Source organism: Pedobacter jeongneungensis, assembly GCF_000633455.1.
In the GTDB taxonomy this organism is placed as follows: domain Bacteria; phylum Bacteroidota; class Bacteroidia; order Sphingobacteriales; family Sphingobacteriaceae; genus Pedobacter; species Pedobacter jeongneungensis_A.
This window is the reverse complement of sequence record NZ_AYMG01000031.1, coordinates 49,641-73,837: the sequence shown is the minus strand read 5'-3', so window position 1 is coordinate 73,837 and position 24,197 is coordinate 49,641. Positions and strand designations below refer to the sequence as shown.

Sequence of the window (24,197 nt, the reverse complement as noted above, 5' to 3'; positions counted from 1 at the left end):
CCTAAAGGTACTGTTAATGTATTGGGATTCCCAATCAGGTTGGGAATGATGGTACGAGCCATAACAAGACTCCGATATAACAATTGTCTAATAAATCGGTCGTCTTTCCCGCGCATGCGGGAATCTTAATAAATGTGGCCTAAATGGCCAAAGCAGCGCATTAAGGTTCCCAATCAAGTTGGGAATGACGGTACGAGCCATAACAAGACTCTGATATAACAATTGTCTAATAAATCGGTCGTCTTTCCCGCGTACGCGGGAATCTTAATGAATGTGGCCTAAAGGCCCTGCTAATGCATTAGGATTCCCAATCAAGTTGGGAATGACGGTACGGGCCATAGCAAATTCCAATATAACGGTCGTCATTCCCGCGCATGCGGGAATCTTAATGACGTAGCCTAAAGGCCCTGCTAATGCATTAGGATTCCCAATCTGGTTGGGAATGACGTAACGTGCTATATCAGATTCCAATATAGTTGTTGTTCAATAAAGCGATTGTTCAATAAAGCAGTCGTCTTTCCCGCGCAGGCGGGAATCTTAATGAATGTAACCTAGAATGGCCATGCTAACGCATTAGGGTTCCCAATCAAGTTGGGAAGACGATACGTGCCCGAAAAGATTCCAATATAAACCGTTGTCTAATAAAAAACCACTTATTTTTTTATCGGATGATCTTCCAAATAGAAAATAATTTTGCCACCATTGGTAAGCGTTTGATGTGTAAGCTGATTTTTAGTAAAAACTTTTCCATTTAAACTGATTTTTGAGATATAAATGGATTTTTTACTCTTTTTAATTGCCTGAATCGTTAATTTTTTACCACTATTGAATGATATTGTGGTATGTTTAAATAATGGACTAGTGAGCTGGTAATTTCCTGAAACAGGATCAACCGGATAAAAACCCATTGCTGCAAATACATACCAGGCCGACATTTGCCCGGCATCATCATTACCACTTAAGCCGCCCGCACCTTCACCGTATTCTTCTGCTAAAATGCGCGATACCTGCAGCTGCGTTTTCCATGGCGAGGCCGTATAATTGTATAAAAACGGAATCTGGTGGCCAGGCTCGTTTCCATGCCAATATTCTTTTTTGGCAAAGAGCGAATCGAGTTCGTTTTCGAGCTTCTTTTTTCCACCCATTAATTTGATTAATCCAGGCATATCATGCGGAACATAAAAAGTATATTGCCTTGGGGTGCCTTCAGTAATATAAGGCTCGCGGTGATCGGGATAAAAAGGCTGGTACCAATTACGGTTAGCATAGCGCCCCCTCACCATTCCAACATTTCGATCAAAAACATGCTGATAATTAAGTGCACGCTTAGCGAGTTCCCGGTAATCGCTTTGTTTGTCCAAATCTTTGGCAATAGTTGCTAAAGCATAATCATCGTATGCATATTCTAAAGTCCTGCTTACCTGTTCCTTTTTATGAAAAGCGTTTGGTATACTGTCTTCCAATGGAATATAGCCATATTTTAGGTAACTGTTAATGCCACGTCGGCCTTTTCCGTTCAAATAATCGGCCGAATCGGGCATTTGGAAAGCATTTTGCCTCATCAAGCGGTAAGCTTCATTGATGTCGTAATTGCGGATCCCTTTGTTATATGCAGAAGCGATAAAAGCAGTGGCATGGTCGCCGATCATGGCGGCGGTATAACTGTTCCAGCAAGGGAAAATAGGCATCCAACCGCCTTGCTGACCTTTGAGTACTATCGAATTTACAAAACTGTTGGCCAGATCGGGTTGCAGCAACTCAATTAATGGCAATTGTGCCCGGTAAATGTCCCACATCGAAAAATCATCATAATAACTTCCCTTATCAATTGTTTTGTTCTGGTATTTACCTGCAAACTGTGAGTATTTTCCATCCACATCATTATATAATCTTGGGTGTTGCATGGCGTGATAAAGTGCAGTGTAAAAGATTTTTTTGCCTTTTTCGTTGCTGTCGCTAATACGCACCTGCGATAAAGCTTTTTCCCAGCTTTGATTGGTTTGTGCCAGAACATCATCAAAACCTTCATTTTTAATTTCGCTTTCGAGGTTGGCTTTTGCTGCGGCGATACTGGTAAAAGAAGTGCCGGAATAGATAATTAACTGTTCTCCTTTTTGTAATTTAAAGCCGGCGTAAGCACCAATATCTTTTTTATTGCTAATGCTTTGCTGTTCAGAAATATTGCCCTCGCTATATACCCCAGCTGAGGTAAATGCTTTTTTGATGCGGATGAAAAAATAACCACTAAAACCTGCTGGTTCTCCCCATCCCTGATAAATGCGGTGAACAGGGTTATAGCCTGAAATTTCACCTTTTTTCTTGTCAATTTGGATAAACCCTTTATTTTGATCACTATTTGGGCTTACCATGATGTAAACGCTATCACTTTTTAATGCAGTAATGCGCATTACACCGCTTCTAAGGGTGGCGGTAATTTCTGTTAAAAGTTGATGTTTAGGTAATTTTAGCTTGTAATAGGATGGGGTAGAAACTTCGTTTTCATGAACATAATCTTCCGCATATCGATTGGCTTCGGTTTTAAGGCGACCAGAAATGGGCATGATGGTAAAACTTCCATAATCCTGGGTGCAGGAGCCACTGATCCAATGTGTGGCCCTAAAACCGTAAAACTTTTTATTGTTGTAATAATAAGGCGCGAGGCATTTTTTTTCAGTAAGCTGGGTCTGTGGCGTCCATTGCGTCATACTAAAGGGAGGGGCAACCGCCGGAATGGTGTTGGCCAGGCGCTCGGTTTTATCTTCAATGTGCTGACTGGCCAATGTGGTGCTGGCCGAAGTGCCGGAAAAAGGCTGAACATAAGGAATTAACGACTTTTGCTGGGCATCAGCTGTATTAATGGCTCCTATGGCAAAAAAGAGTAGTAAGAACTCAAAAATCCTGATTGATTTTTTTGGTTTTGAAACTACGTTTTTTAAATCGGTTAACAACATATCTGAAAGTGGAGATAAAATCATATTATGGAAGCTCCTTTATGGCTTCTTTAACGTTTGAAGGCAATTTGGTGTTTTTAATAGAAACTTTACCTGTTTTCTTTAAGATAATCTGGTGTGGATTTTCTCCTTTGTCGATATTTAATCCATCGATATTGATTGAAGTTACATCATCAAAGATCACCCCAGGCCTGAAATCGGGTGTTTTAACATTCAGTTTGATATTTTTAAAGGAGATGCCTTGTGCATGGCGGACATAAAAGCCCCAGGCAGGCAGTTCGCCAAACATGCTAAATTCAGGATAGCCGGCTTCATTTTCTGTTACACTATCCAATTGATCTATTGGGATAAATGCGGTTTTTTCTGATGCACCACCTCCATAGCTAATCTCGATATCTTCAAGCAGTACATTTTCAACCAAATAACCAGGAATACCGGTAATGGATGCCGGAAGTAAGTTATGTGGTGCTACTTTAGGTAAAGGTCCTTCAAGCGGGTAACCTGCATCGGGCTTGAAGTTGGGGATATCGGCTTTCACTTTAGCAATGCGGATGTTTTTTACGGTGCTGTACTGATCAGTTTTGTTTCTGTGTCCTAAACGGATAAAAATGGCATTGCCAGTGTATTTTGCGGTTACACCTTCAATATCTACACTATCAATAAAACCACCATCAACAGCTTCTAAAGCAATGGCAGAGCGATAGGTATTGTAAACGGTAATATTGCGTACCTTTATGTTTTTGAAACCGCCGTAAGAACCCGTTCCGAGTTTAAAGCCACTGGCGCTAGAGCGGATGGTACAATTGGCTACGTAAACATTTTCGCAGATGCCAGGACTTCCTTCTGATTTTAAGCAAATGCCATCATCGGCTGCATCAATATTGCAATTGGTAATGCGAACGTTTTTACTGTTCACAATATCAATACCATCGTTGTTCCAATAAGCGGTACTTTCTACGGTAACACTATCAATATTTAACCTGTTGCAGTTTACAAAATCCTGAACCCAACCTGCACTGTTTTTGATGGTAACATTTTTAACGGTTATATCCTCGCAATTTGAGAAAGCAATAAGCCTTGGGCGGTTAGCTTCCGATGGTCGTTTAATCTTCCACGTTTCATCTTCCAATATGCCCTCGTGCAGGAGCAATAACAGATCTTTAACTACCTCGGCGCCGCGGCCATTAATGGTTCCTTTGCCCAAAATGCTTATGTTTTGCTGTTTTTTTGCGGAAATCAGTGGTTGAGCATCTTGTTTACCATAATCTAAGCGGTTTATACTGCCCAGTAGTTCTGCGCCCTCTGCAAGGTAAAGTTCTACATTCGATTTCATTTCAATAGGACCGGTAACGAACTGTCCGGATGGAACAATAACACGGCCACCTGCTTTTGCAGCCGCATTAATGGCCTGCTGAATGGACTTGCTGTTGGTATATTGTAAACCCGGTTTTGCCCCAAAATCGACGATGTAGAATGATTGCTGTTGTGCGCTGGCATTTGAAACGAACAAAAATAGAAAAAATAGATAGGGAAGGGCTTTCATCACTTTGAGTAAAAATTTCTTAGTTTACTGATGTACTTTTTGCATTAAGCTGCGGTACTTTTTATGCATTTGAATTGCTGTACTTACAGGATTTCCAATGGTATTAAGCGGATAATCTTTTCTTCGGTTTACCCAGCTCCATTCCCAGGCACTTACCTTTTGGTTAAATTGTTTCATATCCGGTGCTTTTCCCTGTTGCATAGCCTGTGTTGCCTGTTCGAAAAAAAGTACCCATCGCGGTTTATAAAAATCACTTAACAACCCGCTCCATTGCCGGCAGGCATATTCGTTTAAAGGACTCTTTGCATCACCCCATAAAGTAATCAGATCTTTTGCATTCATTTCATAAAGCGCTTTTTCAGCATCATTACTTCCCCAGGCCCTGGCCTGTTTAACCCATGGCCCAAGCATAAAATCTTTTCGGGTAGCCAGTAGTTTGTCCATGTCATCAATCAGCTGAAGGAATTTTTGACTTTCTGTTTTAAAAGTAGCCATGTCATTTTTTTCATAAGCAGCCACAAAGCGACGCTGTAGGGGCAGGGCATAGTTGGCCATCACCTGGCGGGTTACATCTACTACATCATATTGAAAACCATCGCTTTTGCCACAGGTTGGGGCAGCTTTTATCAGTTCATCCCAGGCCGGTAACAGTTCAGCTTCCCGGTAATTCAAGGTTGTTTTGGCCCATCTGCTTAGCGAATCGAAGGTTGGACGGGCCTGAATAATGGATTCTGCACCATCCCTGATGTATTTATCGGCAGGTACATTGTAAACTGTTTTTCTCAAAATTTTCCAGGCCTTTTGGGCATTGGGATTATTTTTGCCATATCTGTTCAATACAAAATTGGGTAGCCAGGTATTAAGGTCTATCGGTTTAGCCTGCCAAACATTGGCCATCATTAATTCGTACAATACCGGGTTCTGTTCTATTCCTTCCATGGTGAGGCCGATGCCTTTCATTTTGCCACTTTGTGGGTGATTTAAAGCTTCGGCGGGTGCGTTTGCAATGACATCCATACGCCCGAAAAGATTGGTGTTCCCGCCAAAATTGTGCAGCATATTCCAGATCCACGGTTTGCCATAAAAACCAGAGGTGCGTTTCCACACAGGTTCTATTTCTGTGGCCAGATCCAATAAATCATCTTATCATTGGGTACTGCTTTTAAAAGGGCTTCTGTTTGTGGCTCCTTCCAAAATTTTCGATCACTGTAAAATAACCAGCCTTGCATTACCCAAATGGCCTTAGGGTCGGCCTGGCTCATGCCATCATAAACCCTTGCGCTTAGCTTTCCTAAAAATTCGGGATCGGCTGATGGCGGTTCGTTTTCGTTAAAGGTATCGGCAGAGTACAGGTGGTCGGTACCCAATAACTCAGTTTGTTTCTGTAAGAATTTTTTTCCGATTTCCGCAAACATCGGGTCTTCTGAATCTAAGATATAAGTATCGGCAAAACCATTCGTCCAGTTGGTTGCTTTGAGTTTAGCCTTAGGAAATTTCTTTTTAAATGCGGCAGGTACGTGGCCCGTAAAGGCCGGGAGAACAGGTTTCATGCCAAGCGAACGCTGTCTGGCCAGGATTTTCTTTTGCAGTTCGAAATGGCTTTTCATCCAGCTGAGTGGAAGCGGGCCGCCCCAGCCATCGATGTTGCCCATCCAGAACCAGGAAAAATAAGCTGGGCCTGTAAAGAAATCCTTAAGATCGTTATCGCTAAAACCCATTTCTTTGTATAACAGGTACCAGGTATATTCTTCCCCGGTAATGGCCAGCGGCATATTAATGCCATGAAGTGCCATCCAGTCTATTTCTTTTTCCCATCTTGCCCAGTCCCACCAGCTCATGCTGTAGTTAAAAGTGCAATAGTTAAGGTAATAACGGTATTCGTAAGGGGTGTTTTTCCTGATTTTGTTTTTAACTTCCGGTAAATTTTGAGGCAATTTAAGGTTAACCCCGTTCCAGGTTACCTGGCAATGCGCATATTCCGTTAAATAATAATAAAAAGCTGATGCGATGGCCACCCCACTGCTTCCCCTCAATACAATCGTATTTTTTTTACTTTCGATTTCAAAAACATCCAGGCCATTTTCAGCAGCAATGCTTTCGGTTAAAAAAAACTGATGCTGTTTTGGTAAAATCCTTTTAATCAGTTCATTTGAAGAGGAAAGATAAGCCTGCGCTTTTGCCTGCACTGAAACTATGATCAAAAATGCAGCAAGAATGTATATTTTATGTTTCATCTGTTATTCTTTTTAATGGTCTTATTGCTTCGGCCTATACTTTTAAAAACCATTTTTTATCATAAAGGAATTTTAATATCCCGAGCTGGATCAGCAACACACCCAGCCACAAGGCTGCCGATTGCCAATCAGGCGGTATTTTGGCTATTATTCCACCAAAAAGAAAATGCGAGCTTGATTCGAAATTAAATAGGCCGTGCGCACAAACGTAAATCAAAATAGAATTTGTACCGATCCAGATAAAGGGCAAACTCCATTTTTGATAAGTTTTAACATCAATGATGTAATAGAAGAAGGAGAATAGCACCAGGCTGAATCCACCGGCAACCAGCACAAAAGAACTGGTCCACATATTTTTGTTTACCGGAAAAAAAGGATTCCATAGCAAACCAAGCGAAACCAGTATGATGCCAGCTATAAAGAGGTATAACGCTTTACGTGCCAAACTGAAACGGCTGTTTTTCGCATTAAGGAATGTACCTGTAAATACCCCTAAAAGTGCTGTTGCAATGGAAGGGATAGTGCTTAGTAGACCTTCGGGATCATATACCGTGCGGTGGAGTTTTCCAGGTAGCCATAAGCGGTCTACATAAGCAGCCAGGTTGCCTTCAGGCGTTAAAACGCCATTCCCGAAACCGGGGACAGGTATAGCAATCATGATGATGTAATAACCTGCTAATATTCCAAGTAGCCAGATGAGCTGTTTGCGCAAGGAAAAATTGAGGTAAATTAAAGCTGCAAAAAAAGTGGATAATGCAATGCGGCCAAGTACGCTCGCGAAACGGGTGTTTTCATAACCTTCCCATCTGAACAGGCCGTTTACCACCATGCCGAGGAAAATTAAAATCAATGTTCTCCTGATCAGTGCGTAATAAATGGCTTTTGCCGATTTTTTTTTATCATTTCCGGCATTTAAATGTTTTTCATAAGAAAAAGGCATCGAAACGCCAGAGATAAAGATGAAAAGCGGGAAAATCAGGTCGTAAAAGGTAAAACCATTCCAGGGAGAGTGGTGCAGCTGATTGCTGAGGCCAACAAAAATCCTTTCGAAAAAGGATAAATGGCCATTGCTGGCGATGGTCCAGTCATTGGGATTCCTGATCAAAGCGTGTTCTTTCATCACGCCATCTGCCAAACCATGGAAAATACCTTCTCCGCTAACAATCCAGAACATGTCGAAACCGCGCAAGGCATCTAAAGAAAGTAGCCTTTTCTTTTTCGGTAACAAAGCCTGTGGTACAGATTCGGTAATGGCCATAATATCTTTAAGCTGAGGATGGGTGATTTTGGTTTCCTAAAAATAAGCGCTGTTGAGAGAAAAATGCGATTTATTTTTTGATAATGGTATTAAAAATAATTTCTCCTTCATCATTAATGGTTTGTACGCGGATCAAATCTTTACTGACCGAAAAAAGCATAAAACCATAAACTGAAGCCACCATCTGAGCATTTTCAATGAGTTTTACGGGTGTTTTTTCTGAAGCTGCGCCTGAAATGAAATGATGCGTTTTGCCTTCGGGTTTAATGTATTGCAAGCTGTGTTCATGCCCGGTGAGGTACACATCTACGCCATAACGGTCGAGAATGGGTTTTAAGGAGCTTCGGATGGCTTTGGTATCATATCCGTCTGTCCGGCTTCCTCCGGTATACATAGGGTGATGGCCCACCACGATTTTCCAACGGATGCCCGGGTCATTATCGCTTAAAACCTTGGTGAGCCAGTGTTTTTGTTGCGTGGTATCCTGACCTTTTACATTGGGGCCATATTCAGCATTTTTGTAAAACTCGGGAATTAAGGGATTGGTATCGATAAAAGCAATTAATACCTGATTATTCAGATCGCCATTGATCGGGAATTTTTTGGCGTAATAACGGGCAGGCATTTTCCACCTTCTGCTGATCTTAGAGTAGGCCACCTGGGCATCCGGAATGGATTTGTAATCGTGGTTACCCAGTACCGGATACCAGTCCCATTGCAAAGAAAATGCCGTGTAAATATCTTCAAACGAATATTTAAAAAGCGGATCATGTTCGCTGATTACACCGCTAGGGTAGAAGTTATCGCCTGTTGAAATGATAAACTGTGCTTTCACATCCGCTGCGGTAATGCCCATTTGTTGTGCTACCTGTTTCTGGTGGTCGGCCCCATTACGGCCCCAATCGCCCATGGCAATAAAATTAAGTGCGGAAGATTCTTTGGTCAGGCTTTTGGTTGGTTGATTGCTTTCTGAGGGATTTTTTAACAAAACCTGCGCCTGTACAGAACCATATATAAATACGGAAATAAAAAAAAGTAAATGTTTACTCATGAAGTTGATTTTATTTTGAAAAAACTTTGGAAAGCGTGGGTTTGGCCAGGAGCAAATAAATTTCTCTGGCTGTTGGCACGTAAAAATAATTTAACCACCACTTGTACCGACCTTTCGGAAGATAAAAAGGATGCACACAGATATAAAAATCTGTTTTTATCTGTGTGCATCTGTGGCTAAAAACCTTAGCTTAATGATATCGGGCCTAGTTGTAGCCTGGGTTTTGTACCAGGGTATTATTTGTTGCAATGGCCGTGCTTGGTATTGGGAAAATACGGCGGTAAGTATCGGCATTGGTTTTCGATAAACCATAACTGTTTTCGAATTTACCAAACCTGATCATATCATTACGGTGCCAGGTTTCCCACGCAAATTCTTTCGAACGTTCGTTGTAAATAACATCTAAAGTTAAGCTTCCCAAAGCAGGAGAAGTAGTACGGTTGCTTCTTACACTATTTACCAGGCCAATTGCAGTGGCACCAAGGGTTGGAGTTCCACCTCTGAATATGGCCTCTGCTTTCATCAGGATAATATCCGAATAGCGGAATAACGGCATGTCATTATTTTGGTTACGGTTGGTTGGGTTGGTGTAATCGGCAATAAATTTAATGTTGCGGTAGCCAGTGTTCCAGGCAATTTCGTCTTTACCCAGGTCATAAGAACCTGCAGCCAAACGCGAGGCAGTAAGAGGAGTTAAGTTTAAAGCGTAGGTGTACGCTGTAGCAGGACTTCCGCCAGTATAAAACTGATCGTAGCCTAAATTGGTGGTACTTACCATAATAGGGCTGCCATCTGGCCAATACTGCGGGCCTGTAAGCCATTGTTTATTGCGGATATCATTAGCATCGTTAAAATTTGCATAAAACTCGCTGGTGGTCATTCTTGGTCCGCTGGGTTTATTATTCGCTAAACCACCGCCGCTGCTTTGGTTCATCACCGGATTGGTAAAAGAACCTGCCGTAGAACCAGAATACTGATAACGGATTCCCAGGTTTCGGTTAAGATCGTAACGGGCTAAAAACATATTGCCGGAAGAGGTAGACGCATCAAATGGGATCGCAAAAATAAATTCCTTTTGCGATGGGCCATTTGTCGGATAAAACATCTGCAGGTAGCTCGACATAGGCTCTATACTGTACAAGCCCGAACTGATTACCTGGTCGCAGGCCGCAATACAATCATCGTAACGTGCCGTACCGGTGTAAACAACAGCGTTCAGGTACATTTTTGCCAATATAGAATAAGCAAGGTATTTGGTCGGTAAACCATAAGTTGAAACACCTGTTGTCGATTTTAAGTAAGGGATAGCCGCTTTAAGTTCGCTTTCTATATAATTAAATACCTGTGCACGTGGCGTATTGGTTTTTAATGCTGTAGCGCCATACAAAGTATCTAAAGGTACATTGCCGTACATATCCATCATCATAAAATAGGACAATGCACGCATGGTTTTCAATTCTGCAAGGTTGGTATTTTTTGCTGCACCTGCCGGGGCCGATGCGTTAATAATAGAGATGGTTTGGTTAGCCGTTCCAATAATATTGGTTAAGTAACTCCAGCCCGCTGCCACCCAGGCATTATCTTTATTCCAGGTATGGCGATGCAGCTCCAGGTATTTATTGCCATCAATCCAGTCCGATGCAAAAATGGGCAGTACCGATTCATCCGTAGATGAACTTTGCAAAAAGAAATAGGTAGTCGCGTAATCGCTTCTTAAATTGATGTACACCGGGCCGGATGCCGAGGTTAACTGGGCAGCTGTTTGCGGATAAGATTCCGGTGTAAGTTCGGATGTAATGGGAATTTCGAGTTTTTGGCAGGAAGTAAATATTAATGCCCCTGTTAGTGCACAAAATATTCCAAATAATATCTTTTTCATGTCTTTAAAATTTATCTTTTAAAATGATGCGTTAAGGCCTAATAAGAAGGTACGTGTTTTAGGGTAGAAGTTATTGTAATCTATACCCGGGGCAACGCCACCCTGGTTAATTTCCGGATCGATGCCTTTGTAGCCTGTAATGGTAAACAAGTTGTTGGTTGACAGGTAAAGCCTAATCGTATTTACATACTTGACCGGGTTTTTGAAATTATAACCCAATGTGGCATTATCCAGGCGCACGTAAGATCCACTTTCAATGTAGCGGTCTGAATAGAAGGAGTTTCTGGTATCGGATATCTTATCATCTGCTGCACTGTTCAGGATATTATTAACTGCTGCACCGGCCGTATAAGATAAATCTGCACGGGTTGCGTTAAATATTTTGTTCCCAAATGTTCCCCTTAAAAAGATGTTTAGCTCTAATGCCTTGTATTTAAAGGTATTGCTCCAGCCCATTAATACTTTTGGTTGCGCATTGCCCAAATAAAAGTAATCGGTACCTATACTTGGGGTAGTGGTAGTAGAACCATCATGTTTGTAAAAGAGTGAATTGCCACTGGCATCTTTACCCGCATATTTAAGTGAGAAAAACTGACCAAGGGGATAGCCCACTTTAAGGATCTGTAAGGTTGCATTAGTTTGTCCCGGACCTTCAGGATCGGAGTAACGTACCGAATCGCCATTAGAATATGGACCTTTTAAACTGGTGATTTTATTCTTGTTATAAGCCATGTTAATGGTACTCGCCCAGGAAAAACTTTTGGTATTTACAGGTGAGGCTGTTAAGCTCACCTCAATCCCTTTATTGTTAATGCTGCCACCGTTCGCCCATATTGCTCCACCCGGAACCAATGAGGCCGAAACATTATATTTGAAAAGCATATCGGTTGTGTTTTTATCGTACACATCTACACTTCCCGTAATTTTATTGTTTAGGATACCAAAATCAACACCAAGGTTTTTGGTTGCTGTTCTTTCCCATTTAAGATCAGGATTTGAACCCTGAATTGGAGCGTAGGCTGCTGCCTGAACGCCATTGTTGTAATAAGTACCACTTATGCCATAAATTAATTGTCCGGTATAAGCACCAATACCCGATGAATTTCCGGTTACTCCATAACTGGCACGGATTTTTAAATCGCTGATCACAGATTGACCTTTCATAAATTCTTCTTCGCTCACTCTCCAGGCTAAACCAGCTGAAGGGAAATAACCCCATTGATTATTTTTTCCGAAAACGGAACTTCCGTCACGTCTGATCGATCCCTGAAACAAGTATTTGTTTTTGTAGTTATAGTTTACCCTAAAAAAGTCAGAAATCATCAATATTCTGCCATAAGTTAAATCATTGCCTAAATTAATACGGTAGGAAGAAATGGCGTAAGGATTACCAAGTGCAAGGTTCGAAAAGCCAATGTAATCCGTTGGGAAATTGGTACTGGAGGTTTGGAAACCGTCTCCGTAAACATTATCCTGGTAAGTGTAACCCAATACTGCATTGATGCTATGGTCGCCGAGTTTCTTATCCCAGGTTAAAAATGTTTCAAGCGTTTTGTTGGTGTTTTCGTAATTGCTGCGCAAAGCCGATCCGTTGGTGCCGAATAAGCCGCCAATAAGCGTATGTGCTATCCCAATCCCCGGATCAGGGTTGTTATAAAAATTTGAAGTTGGATATTTGCCAAAATAACTGCTGTAAAATTCACCATGTGCAGCGGTAGTTTTCTGGTAAGATAAATTAATATTATAAGTAAAGCCGAAAGGTAATTTAACCTCTGTATTAAAACCACCCAGTAAAACGTTGTATTTGGTTTCATCCTGTGCATTATTAGCGATGGCAACCGGATTAAAATAACCCGAGTTATTCAGGTTTTCGAAGTAGCTTCCATCTGCATTATATATAGGCGATACCGGCAAACGTTTAGCCGCCTGTAATAAAACGATGTTCTGCAAAGGTTCGTTGATCGATTTGCTGCTCGAGTTGGATAGGTTTAAACTGAATTTTACCTTATCGTTAAAGGCATATTGATCAATATTTAATCGGCCGATAATACGATTTAATGAACTTTTACTTAAAATACCTTCCTTGTTAAAGTAGTTTAAACTGGCACTATAGTTACTGTGCTCGGCACCTCCGCTAAAAGAAAGGTTGTGGTTTTGAGAAAAAGCTGTAGAACGTTCAATCGATTTCATCCAGTCGGTATTTGCACCCAGGTCATCATTTGGCGAAAATGCGGCTTTATTGGCTGAAAGGAATGACCTTAATTGGTCAGCATTCATCAGGTCGAGCTGGTTACTCACTTTTTCAACTGCACCGTAGCCGCTGTAGTTTAATTGTGGCTTGCCCGATTTACCCCGTTTTGTGGTCACCATAATTACCCCGCTCGCCGCACGGTTACCATAAATTGCAGTTGCTGCGGCATCTTTTAATACATCGATTGATTCGATATCGGCTGGTGCGATCGCCGCAATATCTGCACCCGGTATACCATCAATTACATAATAGGGCGCCCCGGGACTGTTAACTGTTGATGCACCACGTAATATTACGGCTGCTGGTTTGTTAGGATCGCCGCTGGCACTGATATTCATACCCGCAACCTTACCTTGCAGCAACTGCCCAACATCGGCAATGGCGCCTTTGTTAAGCTCCTCAGGCTTAACAGAAGTAATGGCACTTGATAAAGTTTTACGTGAGCTTTTTCCGTAACCCACTACCACTACATCGGTTAATGAGGCAGTGGCTTCTTTAATGGTTACTTTATAGTTGGAGGCGGTACCAATGGTAATTTCTTTGGCCTCATAACCCATAAATGTAAATACGAGTTTATCGCCATTTTTAGCGGTGATGCTAAATGCACCTTTGTCTCCGGTAACCGTTACTTTGCTGGTGCCCTTTACCGCAACAGAAGCACCAATGATTGGCATGTTTTCGGTATCCATCAAATTTCCGGTGATTTTTCGTTCCTCCTGCGCAAAAGCAGGATTAAAAGCCTGGCTAATGAGTAAGAACAGCAAAAAGATGCCGCCATACTTTAAGCTTGTACATGTAAATCTCATGATTTTTGTAAATTTAGGTTCATAAATGGTTTGTTTAATTTGGTTATGTATGATTTTGAGATAGAATGTTAAAATTTTATGTTAGCTGGCAGGTATTTTGCGACAAGTGCTTTATAATAAGGCTCTAATTCGGCCCAGCTTTTTTGATTGGGGTTTTTAGAGTATAGATCGTAAGGATTAAACAGGTTTACCCATTTAAACATTTCATGGTCTTTTTCATTCATCAGGTGATCGTAAGCGTTTTCGCGGTGCTGCGAATAAAAAGAGTGGTAACGGAGCATATATAATCCTGGTTCAGGAATATAGGGTTTCATCATGTGGTACACATATTCATCGTGGCCCCATGACATGTCCACATTATCAAGACCGCAGTTTTGCGTATATACCCCTAATTTGGTTTGGTAGATTTCATTGTTGATATCTGGATTTTGACTAAAAAACTCCGGATAAACAATTTTATCCGAATAGGCACAGCCTACCGGAAAAGTATCGCCAACAACAGCCCATTGAGGCTCTCCAAACAAACATAATACTTTACCCATATCGTGGATGAGGCCTACCAGTACCATCCAATCGGGGTGACCGTCGTTTCTAATGGCTTCTGATGTTTGCAAAAGGTGCTGCATCTGGTCTAAGTCCGTATCTGGATCAGAATCATCTACCAACTTATTTAGAAAATCAAATGCGCTCCAGATCGGCATTTCCTGTTTGTCGAACTTTAAATATTCTGCTTTTTTCTGTTTTACGAAATCGTAGGTTTGATAAGTATGGTTAAGCCTGTAAAATTCTTTTACACTGTCTTTTTCTGTTTCTTCGTAATTTCTGAACTGTTCCTCTGTTTTTTCAGCATTGATATTTTTAGGGTCGGGATAACGGATCAAAATATCCTCTTCCCATTGATCAAGGTTTTGTAACGGATTTTGGTCATCCTTCGAAGCTGCGCTTTGGTTTCTCATAAGGCTAGAAATTGATTTGGTTAAAAATTTTCGTTGGTTCGTAAGTTAAAGTTGAGTTTTTGAAAGCTTAAACTTTTATATTTTGCCAATTTTATTTACTTAAACGATTACGTAAAATCATGTTTTAGTCTTTACAATCCGACTTAATATGTTTAAATTTAGTAGGTTATAGTAATTCTTGATTTTACAGGTGCCATTTTCTGCCTGAAGCACCTGAACTTGAAATACGCGAAAGAAAAAAAATAAACGTTCTTGTTACGATTATTTTATATTTTCGTTTGTAAACAAATACTTTTTCCTGTTAAAGGAGGTGTTTGAATGCTGTAACCAAATAACTTATTATGAACATCAATTCGCCTGGAGCCATACCGATGTGGCCGGGCTGCTGTTTGTTTTTGATGAAGATACTGGTGAAGAAGAGGATAAACCGTTGTTGCGGCAAGGAACTGCCAACGATGGAAAATAATCCTCAAAGAAACTAACAAATACACTATTAATCATGGCGGAAGCAGTAAATATTAAGCGTTTGGCTCAGGAGTTGAATATTTCCATAGCCACCGTTTCCAAAGCCCTTAACGACAGTTATGAAATCAGTTTAAAAACAAAGAACAGGGTATGGGACCTTGCCAAGCAACTTAACTATACCCCAAACCCGGCAGCAAGTAACCTAAGGAGCCATAAAACCAAAACTGTAGCCGTGGTAATTCCCTGTGTAGCCAATAACTTTTTTTCTTTAGCGATAAAAGGAATTGAAGAAATTGCCCGCCAGTATGGTTACCACGTACTCATTTATCAGACCCACGAAAATATAGAGGCAGAAGTAGCCTTTACCAATAGTTTGCTGAGCGGCCGCGTTGATGGAATACTTACATCAGTATCGAGCAGCGAATACAACAGTGAATACTATGCAAATCTGGTTAAAAAAATTCCACTGGTATTTTTCGACCGCGTTTACGAAAACCTCGATGCGGTTAAGGTAACTACGGATGATTATGAGATTGCTTTTGAGGCAACAGCGCACTTAATTGAGTGTGGTTGTACTAAAATTGCCCATTTATATGGCTTAGAGAACCTTCCGGCAGGTAAGGCCAGGTTTGCAGGCTATGTTGATGCCTTAAAAGCACACCAGTTGGATGTTAATGAACAGCTTGTTGTTAAATACCATGATGAAGAAGCCAATAATCTGGAAAATATTAAGACCTTGCTTTCCCGGCACAAACCCGATGCACTTTTCTCTTCCATCGAAGAATTTATTATCCCGGCTTATACTGCCTGTAGAGCATTGGGCCTGCGGATCCCTTTTGATGTAAAAATGCTGAGTTTTTCGAACCTGAGTACAGCACCGCTTTTGGCTCCTTCGCTCACCACCATTACGCAGCCAGCCTTCGAAATAGGCCGCGAAGCAGCAAAGTGCCTCTTTAAAATCCTTAACAATAAACAGTTGGATGATGAACAGAATATTGTGTTAAAATCAATGCTGATCAAACGCGAATCTACGGGCTGTTAACCGGTATAAAACCTGGCCATTTAAGCTGGCCACGCGAAAACGTTTACGTAATTAAATAACAGGATTAAGCTTCCAACTTTGGGATTTTTTCTGATTTTTAAAAAAAAACCAAATATAAAAACACGCTATGAACCACCTGTCTGCATTCGATTATGCCGTTTTTCTCCTGTATTTTATTATTGTTTCGGTATATGGCTATTGGGTTTATCGGAGCAAAAAGAAACAGCGTACAGATACGAAAGATTATTTTCTGGCCGAAGGTTCGCTAACCTGGTGGGCAATAGGGGCATCTATTATTGCATCGAATATTTCAGCCGAGCATTTTATTGGCATGTCGGGTTCAGGTTTTGCCATGGGACTTGCCATTGCCAGTTACGAATGGATGGCGGCCGCTACTTTAATTATTGTGGCCATCTTTTTTCTGCCCATTTATATCAAAAACAAAATTTACACCATGCCCCAGTTTCTGTCTAACCGTTATAACAATACGGTAAGTACACTGATGGCGGTTTTTTGGTTACTCGTTTATGTATTTGTAAACCTGACTTCTATTTTTTTCCTTGGTGCCATTGCCATTGAGACTATTACAGGTGTTCCATTTAATATATGTATCATTTTTCTGGCCATCTTTTCGGCCATTATTACCCTCGGTGGGATGAAGGTAATCGGATATACTGATGTAATTCAGGTGTTTGTGCTGGTTGCAGGCGGGTTAATTACCTGTTATATGGCGCTAAAGCTTGTTTCCGAAAAACTGGATGCGCCAAGCGTATTTGCTGCGCTGCCTTTGCTCAAGAGTGAAGCTTCCGGTCACTTCCACATGATCTTTTCTAAAGGAGATAAGTTTTACCACGAACTGCCGGGTATTGCAGTATTGGTTGGTGGTTTATGGATCAATAATTTAAACTATTGGGGCTGTAACCAATACATTGTACAACGGGCATTGGGCGCCGATTTAAAAACCGGGCGTAGCGGATTAATATTTGCCGCATTTTTAAAATTACTGATTCCGGTAATTGTGGTAATTCCGGGTATTGCGGCTTATGTGCTTTATCAGCGTGGTTATTTTCACTCCGAAATGCTGGATGCAGCAGGAACGGTAAAACCCGATCATGCTTACCCTGTACTGATGAATTTACTACCTGCAGGAATAAAGGGCCTTGCTTTTGCGGCACTCACTGCTGCTATTGTAGCCTCACTTGCCGGAAAATGCAACAGTATTGCCACCATTTTTACCTTAGATATCTATAAAAAATTCATCAAGCCCGAAGCTTCAGAAACGCGTTTGGTTTCGGTTGGAAGATGGTCGGTGGTGATTGCCTCTTTAATTGCCATCGTTATTGCGCCTGCACTGCGTAGTTTCGATCAGGTTTATCAGTTTATCCAGGAGTATGTCGGGTTTATTTCGCCAGGCGTTTTTGCCATCTTTTTATTGGGCTTTTTCTGGAAGAAAACCACTTCGCGTGCGGCACTTACCGCGGCATTGTTAACCATCCCTTTGTCTACCTTATTTAAATTTCTGCCTGCACTCACCGGTGGTGCTATCGCCGAAATCCCTTTTTTAAACCGGATGTCGTGGGTGTTCCTCATTATTCTTGCGCTGATGGTGCTGGTTACATTAACCGATCCGAAAAGCAAGGATAATCCGCAGGGACTAGAAATCGATAGCAGCATGTTTAAGGTTACACCTGCTTTTACCATAGCTTCGGTGATTATCTGTGGCATTCTTGTTGCACTTTATACCGTTTTCTGGTAAGCTAAAATTAATTTGAAAGCCAACGCGCACATCATTATCTCTAAAGAATAAAAAATGAAGACTAAGATCCTGCTTGTTTTTGCGCTCCTGATTTCTTTCGGGGCAGTAGCTCAAAATAAATTATATAATATTAAAAATTATGGTGCGGTTGGCGATGGTAAAACGAATGATGCCATTGCGATTCAGAAAGCCATAGATGCCTGTGCGGCAGCGGGTGGCGGACAGGTAATTGTACCTGCCGGACATGTATTTTTAACTGGTCCTTTTAATTTAAAATCGTTTATAGATTTAAGGGTGGAAGGTGGTGCTAAACTTCTGGCCAGTCCCGATGAGAAATTATATACCCAAAGTGCGTTTAGGGAAAATAAAGGTGAAGGTACCATCTGGATTGGTGGAGAGAAACTCGAACAGGTAAGCATTAGCGGCACAGGTGTAATTGATGGCAACGGCATTTCGTTTATGGGAGAAGAATTGAGCGATTCGTATGTACTGAAACCTTTTAATGTGGTAGATCCAAGGCCGCATTTACTTACCCTAATTGGCTGTAATAAACTGAATATAGATGGAGTAACTTTTCAGAATTCGGCCTATTGGACGGTGCATCTGGTAGGCTGCAATGATGTATCTATATCGAATATTACCTTACTCAATAGCATTAAGATACGCAATAGCGATGGGATAGATCTTGATCACAGTAAAAACGTGAGGATCAATAACTGTTATATCGAATCGGGTGATGATTGTATCTGCTTGAAAAACAGGAGAGAATATGAAGAATACGGTGCTTGCGAAAACATTGTGATCAGCAATTGTACCATGACATCCAGTTCTTGCGCCATTAAAATAGGATCCGAAAATATGGATCGCATCAGCAACGTGTTGATTAATAACTGTAATATTAGAAAGAGCAACCGGGGTATAGGCATCCAGAACCGCGATGAGGGAACGGTAAGCAATGTGATTTTCTCCAATCTCCTTATCGAATCGAAACTATTTTCGGATGTATGGTGGGGCAAGGCCGAACCCATTTACATTACCGCTTACCCAAGGGCAACCAGCAACAACAAAGATGCCGGCTGGCGTTTACCTAAAGGACAAACCAAGGGAAAGGTAGGAGCGGTAAAGAATATTTATTTCAGCAATATCCGTTGCACCGGCGAAAGTGGTGTGTACATCAGTGGAGAAAGTCAGGATAAAATTGCCGATATCTATTTCGATCAGGTGACGGTACATCTTGATAAAACCACAAAAGAGGCGGGTGGCGTGTACGACCGCAGACCGAGCAATGTAGAAGGTCTTGTTAAAAGTGCCATTGCAGGGTTTTACTTCGAAAATACCGGATACATTAGTGTGCTGAATAGTAATGTTGCATGGGGTGCCAATAAACCTGATTATGCTGGCAAAGCTTTGGAACAAAAAAATGTAAGTAAACTCAAAAGGGTAAATTTTAGCGAAACCACCGTAGGTAAGTAAATAATTGTAATGCAAGCGCTTTAAGATTCCGCCTGCGCGGGAAAGACGACTGTATTAAGGATCTAGCTATGCAATTTGACACGGAGACTCTGATAATACCGAAATTTTCCTGCGATTGTCATCCTGAGCGTAGTCGAAGGATCTTCATTGATAAAATATTGCTGAATCATGTTCAGCATAATTGTGATTAAACGTTTTAGGTTGTCTGTTTTTCAGCCCTGTTTTGTTGTGTCACAATATTCCGTTTTACTTAAACGTTTACGCAAATAAATACCTCAAAAATCATTTAAAGGCCTTCTTTTTTTAACAACTTCGCTATACGATAATCGATCTAAGAAGCCTGACAAACTTTCGATCGATGATGTGTAACTAGCCAAATTTTGTCATAATCTGCTTAGCTTATGGTATTACATCAGGCCAGAAATGTAATAACTAAAATCAATTAAAGTGAGAGAAAAAAGGTTGTCTATAACCGATATTGCCAGGCAATTGGGAACTTCTACTACCACGGTTTCATTTGTGATCAATGGAAAGGCGAGGGAGAAAAATATCAGTCAGGTACTGATTGATAGGGTAGAACACCTGGTTTCAGAACTGAATTATCAACCCAACGCCTTAGCCAAAAGTTTCCGCACCGGTAAAACCATGACGATTGGTTTTATTGTTGATGAGATCTCTCAGCCTTTTTTCTCGGGTATTGCGAAATATATCGATGAGAAGGCATCTGCACATGGTTATAATATCTTGTTCAGTAGTACAAAAAACAGTAAAAAAAGAGGTGGAGAGGTATTGCAGGTTTTTAATGAAAGGCATGTTGATGCTTTTATCATCGCGCTACCTAACGGACTTGAAAACGAGGTTCGGAAAGTAATTAGCAGTGAGATTCCTGTAGTGCTTTTTGACCGGTATATTCCAGGTTTTGAAAGTGATTATGTATTGATTGATAACGAAAATAGTGCTGCTGATGCTGCCAGACACCTGATTGATAACGGGTATAGTGAAATTGCCTTTGTAACCATAGAAACCGATCAATCGCAGATGCTGGACCGAACAAGAGGTTACGAAAAAGCCATTCATACCGCAGGTTTAAAACCTATTGTTAAAAAAATCAATTATCAGGGCAAATCAGAAAGTATTGCCGAAATCGCAGAATTTCTAAAACAGCATAGTCAGATAGATGCGGTTGTTTTTTCCTGTAATTATCTAACGATGGATGGTTTGGATGCCATGCGGCAGCTTAACCTTAAAATTGGTGAAGATATTGCTATGGTTTCGTTTGATGACCTGGAAGTGCTAAAATATTTTGTGCCATCTATAACGGCAATAGCACAGCCTCTTGAAGAAATTGCCAATCAGATTATGGAGATTTTGATGTACAGGTTAACCAATAATACCAATAAGAATAAAATAAAAACGGTTCTGGCTACCCAGCTGGAAATACGCGATTCATCGCAGTTTAAAAAATCTTCAGATGAGGTTCAACCAGAAGCCCTAACGGTCGGTAAATAAGCTTAAAAGGATAGCAATGGTAAGCGGGAAAGAAAATATGGTAAAAGAGGTAAATGTATTGGTTGATCTGCCTGATTTCGGCATTGTAACGTTACCATTAGCTTATACGTGGCGTGTTGATGGCAACAGGCCTGGCGTTTATGTGGCAAGCTGTAAAGTCATGCTTAGTACAGAAAACCTGCCTGAGTGGCTTTATACGTCAACATTTAATATTACTTATGGCCAAAATGATGATAGTAACGCCAGTATGGTTTCGGTATGTACAGATCAGGAAAGCACAAACTGCTACCATGAAATGATGCTGAGTATTGTATCCTCTTACATTAAACTCCGGGAAGATAGCCTGTGTTTAACTCAGCAAAAGCTTAGTGTGTAACCACATTATCAGAGTAATCCCTCTATCGTTGTAATCATATAAATCTGTGTAATCATACACTTATGAAAAAACTAGAACAAACCTGGCGTTGGTATGGACCTAACGATCCGGTAAGCCTGCAAGATGTGAAACAGGCAGGTGCTACAGGAATTGTAACCGCATTGCACCATATTCCACATGGTGAAGTTTGGCCCCTTGAAGATATTAAAGAAAGAAAAGCCATTATTGAAGCCGCCGGATTAACCTGGTCGGTGGTTGAAAGTGTGCCCGTGCACGAAGCGATTAAAACCCGCAGGGCAGATGCAGGTAAATTTATTGAAAACTATAAAACCTCACTTAAAAATCTTTCTGCTTGTGGCATAAAAACCGTGTGTTATAATTTTATGCCGGTTTTGGATTGGACACGCACCCAGCTGGATCTTGAAATGAAAGACGGTTCTAAAGCCTTGTACTTCAACTGGATCGATCTGGCCATTTTCGATCTGTATATCCTTAAAAGAACAGGTGCCGATACGGACTACCCACACTCGGTTTTGGAACGTGCAGCAAGTAAATTTGCGACCTTAAATCAGCAGCAATTAACCGATCTGAGGATCAATGTGCTGATGGGAATTCCCAATGAAAAGGAGATTGAGCTTGAAACACTCCGCAACAGCATCAATGAATATAAAGCAATCGGATTTAATGGACTACGGGAAAACCTGGTCTATTTCCTTTCATCAATAGCAGAAGTATGTACCGAAGAAGGTATTAAAATGACCATTCACCCGGATGATCCCCCTTATCCCATTTTAGGTTTACCAAGAATTGCCAGTACACTTGATGATTTTAACTACATTCTTCGCAATGTGGATCAGCCATTTAACGGTGTGTGCTTTTGTACAGGTTCTTTAGGGGCTGGGGTAGATAATAATGCACTGGAGATTTTTAATGCAGTAAAAGAACGAGTTTATTTTGCCCACCTGCGCAATGTAACCAAAGATGAAGATGGCAGTTTTTATGAAGCCGACCATCTAGGCGGCGACGTGAATATGTATGCAATTATGAAGGCCTTATCTGAAGAAAATGCGTTAAGAAATATACCCATTCCTTTCAGGCCAGACCATGGTCACCAGATGTTAGATGACCTGGCTAAACAAACCAACCCCGGTTATTCGGCAATTGGCCGCTTGCGCGGGCTGGCAGAATTACGTGGTCTCGAAATTGGCATTACGGGTAACTATTAGTAATCAATAGAAATTACTTTACTCCATATTTAGTGCTTTTTACCTTGCTATTTGAAGGATATTTTAATATGTAGTAGCTTAAACTGATTTAAATTGCAGACCCAAATATTGTTTTTAATTTTGCATGTTTTGGAATTTTTGATGTACTTTTTGATATAATTTATCAAAATTAGCGGCGCTTAATGGAGTTTTGTTTAGTTTAGATATTCTGAATAACTAACCAGATTATGGACACTTTTCGCAAATACATCACCCCGGGCACGGAAGCTGATGCTAAACAACCTGATTGGGGTATTTCTATATTAAATGTGGGCCATTACATCCATCCGGCAGGCAAAAAATATCCCGATGCCGTGCACCCCGATGCGTACTTTTTTGATTATTCCAAAGGTAGGGTACTTTCAGAGTATCAGCTTGTTTATATTGCATCAGGGACAGGTACTTTTGAAGCCGAATTTATAGGTAAGGTAGATGTGCAGCCAGGAACCATTTTCTTCCTGTATCCAGGTATCTGGCACCGCTTTAAACCAGATGAAAAAAACGGATGGAGCGAGTATTGGGTAGGTTTTGGTGGAAGTTATGCCAACCACCTCATGAAACAGGATTGTTTTAGTGCAGAACACCCATTAATTTACATGGGTTTTAATGCCGAATTCATCAATATTTTTATCCAGCTGATTGATACCATTAAGTTTGATGGAATGGGCAGCAACCAATTGGCAGGCTGTTTAACCATTCAGCTTTTGGGGCTTGTATATGCATCTGCACTTTTAAAATTACAATCGAGCAGCCGCAAGGCACAAATTATTAATAACATTAAATACAGCATTCACGAAAATCTGAATAGCGATATTTCTCCCGAAAAACTTGCCGAAAAGCATAACGTAAGTTATGCCTGGTTTAGAAAATCATTTAAAGAAATTACTGGTCAGTCGCCGGGCCAGTACCAGCTAAACCTCAAAATTCAAAAAGCGGCTAAAATGCTGCTCGAAACCGATCTGGGTATTTGCGATATCGCCTATCAGAACGGCTTCGAATCTGAATATTATTTTTCCAGACTGTTCAAATCAAAGATGAACCTTTCGCCATCAAGATATAGAAAAGAATTTTTAAATAGACAAGACTAGTGCTGAAACTAAGCCTGATTGTTATGCATTTGTTTAGCTAATCAGCTAGGCTATTCATCATGCGTTTTTTAGTGCAAAATGAAACTGCGACTTCTTAAAAAAGAATTGTAACTAATTTAATATAAAATAGGCTATTGATTTATTGTATTTTTTTTGAATAAATAATATATTTATTAGTGAATAAGTAATAAAAATCAAAATATGAATCTCAATGATCAAAAAGTGTATTTATTCATGTTGAGTCAAGCGGTAGATTTAGCGGAAAATAATTACAAGATTTTACCTAACCAAATA

Annotated in this window: 14 protein-coding genes and 1 pseudogene; 7 read left to right on the top strand and 8 right to left on the bottom strand. The window is 40.8% G+C overall.

The genetic code is table 11. The features are described from left to right. Window positions 1–653: 653 nt before the first annotated feature. From U859_RS0125180 to U859_RS0125140, 8 genes and pseudogenes are all read right to left on the bottom strand, one after another. Window positions 654–2,975, bottom strand: coding sequence for a GH92 family glycosyl hydrolase (locus U859_RS0125180; RefSeq protein ID WP_240183097.1), 2,322 nt, complete (start codon window positions 2,973–2,975; stop codon window positions 654–656). Window position 2,976: 1 nt separating this feature from the next. Next, on the bottom strand, window positions 2,977–4,494 hold the full coding sequence (locus tag U859_RS0125175; protein ID WP_025146024.1) for a glycoside hydrolase family 28 protein: 1,518 nt from the start codon (window positions 4,492–4,494) through the stop codon (window positions 2,977–2,979). A gap of 27 nt (window positions 4,495–4,521) precedes the next feature. Continuing rightward, window positions 4,522–6,587: pseudogene (locus tag U859_RS32735) on the bottom strand (alpha-N-acetylglucosaminidase); the annotation flags it as partial. Window positions 6,588–6,762: 175 nt separating this feature from the next. After that, window positions 6,763–7,986 (bottom strand): acyltransferase family protein, encoded by a 1,224-nt coding sequence (locus U859_RS0125165; protein ID WP_025146023.1) that lies wholly within the window; start codon window positions 7,984–7,986, stop codon window positions 6,763–6,765. Between the two features lie 70 nt (window positions 7,987–8,056). After that, entirely contained in the window at window positions 8,057–9,037 is a 981-nt protein-coding gene (locus U859_RS0125160) for a metallophosphoesterase (protein ID WP_025146022.1), read from the bottom strand. Between the two features lie 205 nt (window positions 9,038–9,242). Then, a complete protein-coding gene (locus tag U859_RS0125150) occupies window positions 9,243–10,916 on the bottom strand; it encodes a RagB/SusD family nutrient uptake outer membrane protein (protein WP_025146020.1) in 1,674 nt (557 codons plus the stop codon). Window positions 10,917–10,934: 18 nt separating this feature from the next. Continuing rightward, complete coding sequence (locus tag U859_RS0125145) at window positions 10,935–13,973, bottom strand: SusC/RagA family TonB-linked outer membrane protein (RefSeq protein WP_025146019.1); 3,039 nt, start codon at window positions 13,971–13,973, stop codon at window positions 10,935–10,937. Between the two features lie 68 nt (window positions 13,974–14,041). Further along, on the bottom strand, window positions 14,042–14,929 hold the full coding sequence (locus U859_RS0125140) for an inositol oxygenase family protein (RefSeq protein WP_025146018.1): 888 nt from the start codon (window positions 14,927–14,929) through the stop codon (window positions 14,042–14,044). 499 nt (window positions 14,930–15,428) lie between these two features. Between U859_RS0125140 and U859_RS0125130 the strand changes: the two genes are divergently transcribed. From U859_RS0125130 to U859_RS0125100, 7 genes are all read left to right on the top strand, one after another. After that, a complete protein-coding gene (locus U859_RS0125130) occupies window positions 15,429–16,436 on the top strand; it encodes a LacI family DNA-binding transcriptional regulator (RefSeq protein WP_025146017.1) in 1,008 nt (335 codons plus the stop codon). Between the two features lie 127 nt (window positions 16,437–16,563). Then, window positions 16,564–18,192, top strand: coding sequence for a sodium/sugar symporter (locus tag U859_RS0125125; protein ID WP_025146016.1), 1,629 nt, complete (start codon window positions 16,564–16,566; stop codon window positions 18,190–18,192). Window positions 18,193–18,246: 54 nt separating this feature from the next. Next, entirely contained in the window at window positions 18,247–19,665 is a 1,419-nt protein-coding gene (locus U859_RS0125120; RefSeq protein ID WP_025146015.1) for a glycoside hydrolase family 28 protein, read from the top strand. 447 nt (window positions 19,666–20,112) lie between these two features. Beyond that, window positions 20,113–21,174: a LacI family DNA-binding transcriptional regulator gene (locus tag U859_RS0125115; protein WP_025146014.1), complete on the top strand. Its 1,062-nt coding sequence runs from the start codon at window positions 20,113–20,115 to the stop codon at window positions 21,172–21,174. Between the two features lie 16 nt (window positions 21,175–21,190). Next, a complete protein-coding gene (locus U859_RS0125110) occupies window positions 21,191–21,550 on the top strand; it encodes a hypothetical protein (protein WP_025146013.1) in 360 nt (119 codons plus the stop codon). A 62-nt stretch (window positions 21,551–21,612) separates the two neighbouring features. After that, window positions 21,613–22,776, top strand: a complete 1,164-nt coding sequence (uxuA, locus tag U859_RS0125105; protein ID WP_025146012.1) for a mannonate dehydratase — start codon at window positions 21,613–21,615, stop codon at window positions 22,774–22,776. A gap of 227 nt (window positions 22,777–23,003) precedes the next feature. Beyond that, window positions 23,004–23,903: a helix-turn-helix domain-containing protein gene (locus U859_RS0125100; RefSeq protein ID WP_025146011.1), complete on the top strand. Its 900-nt coding sequence runs from the start codon at window positions 23,004–23,006 to the stop codon at window positions 23,901–23,903. Window positions 23,904–24,197 lie beyond the last annotated feature (294 nt).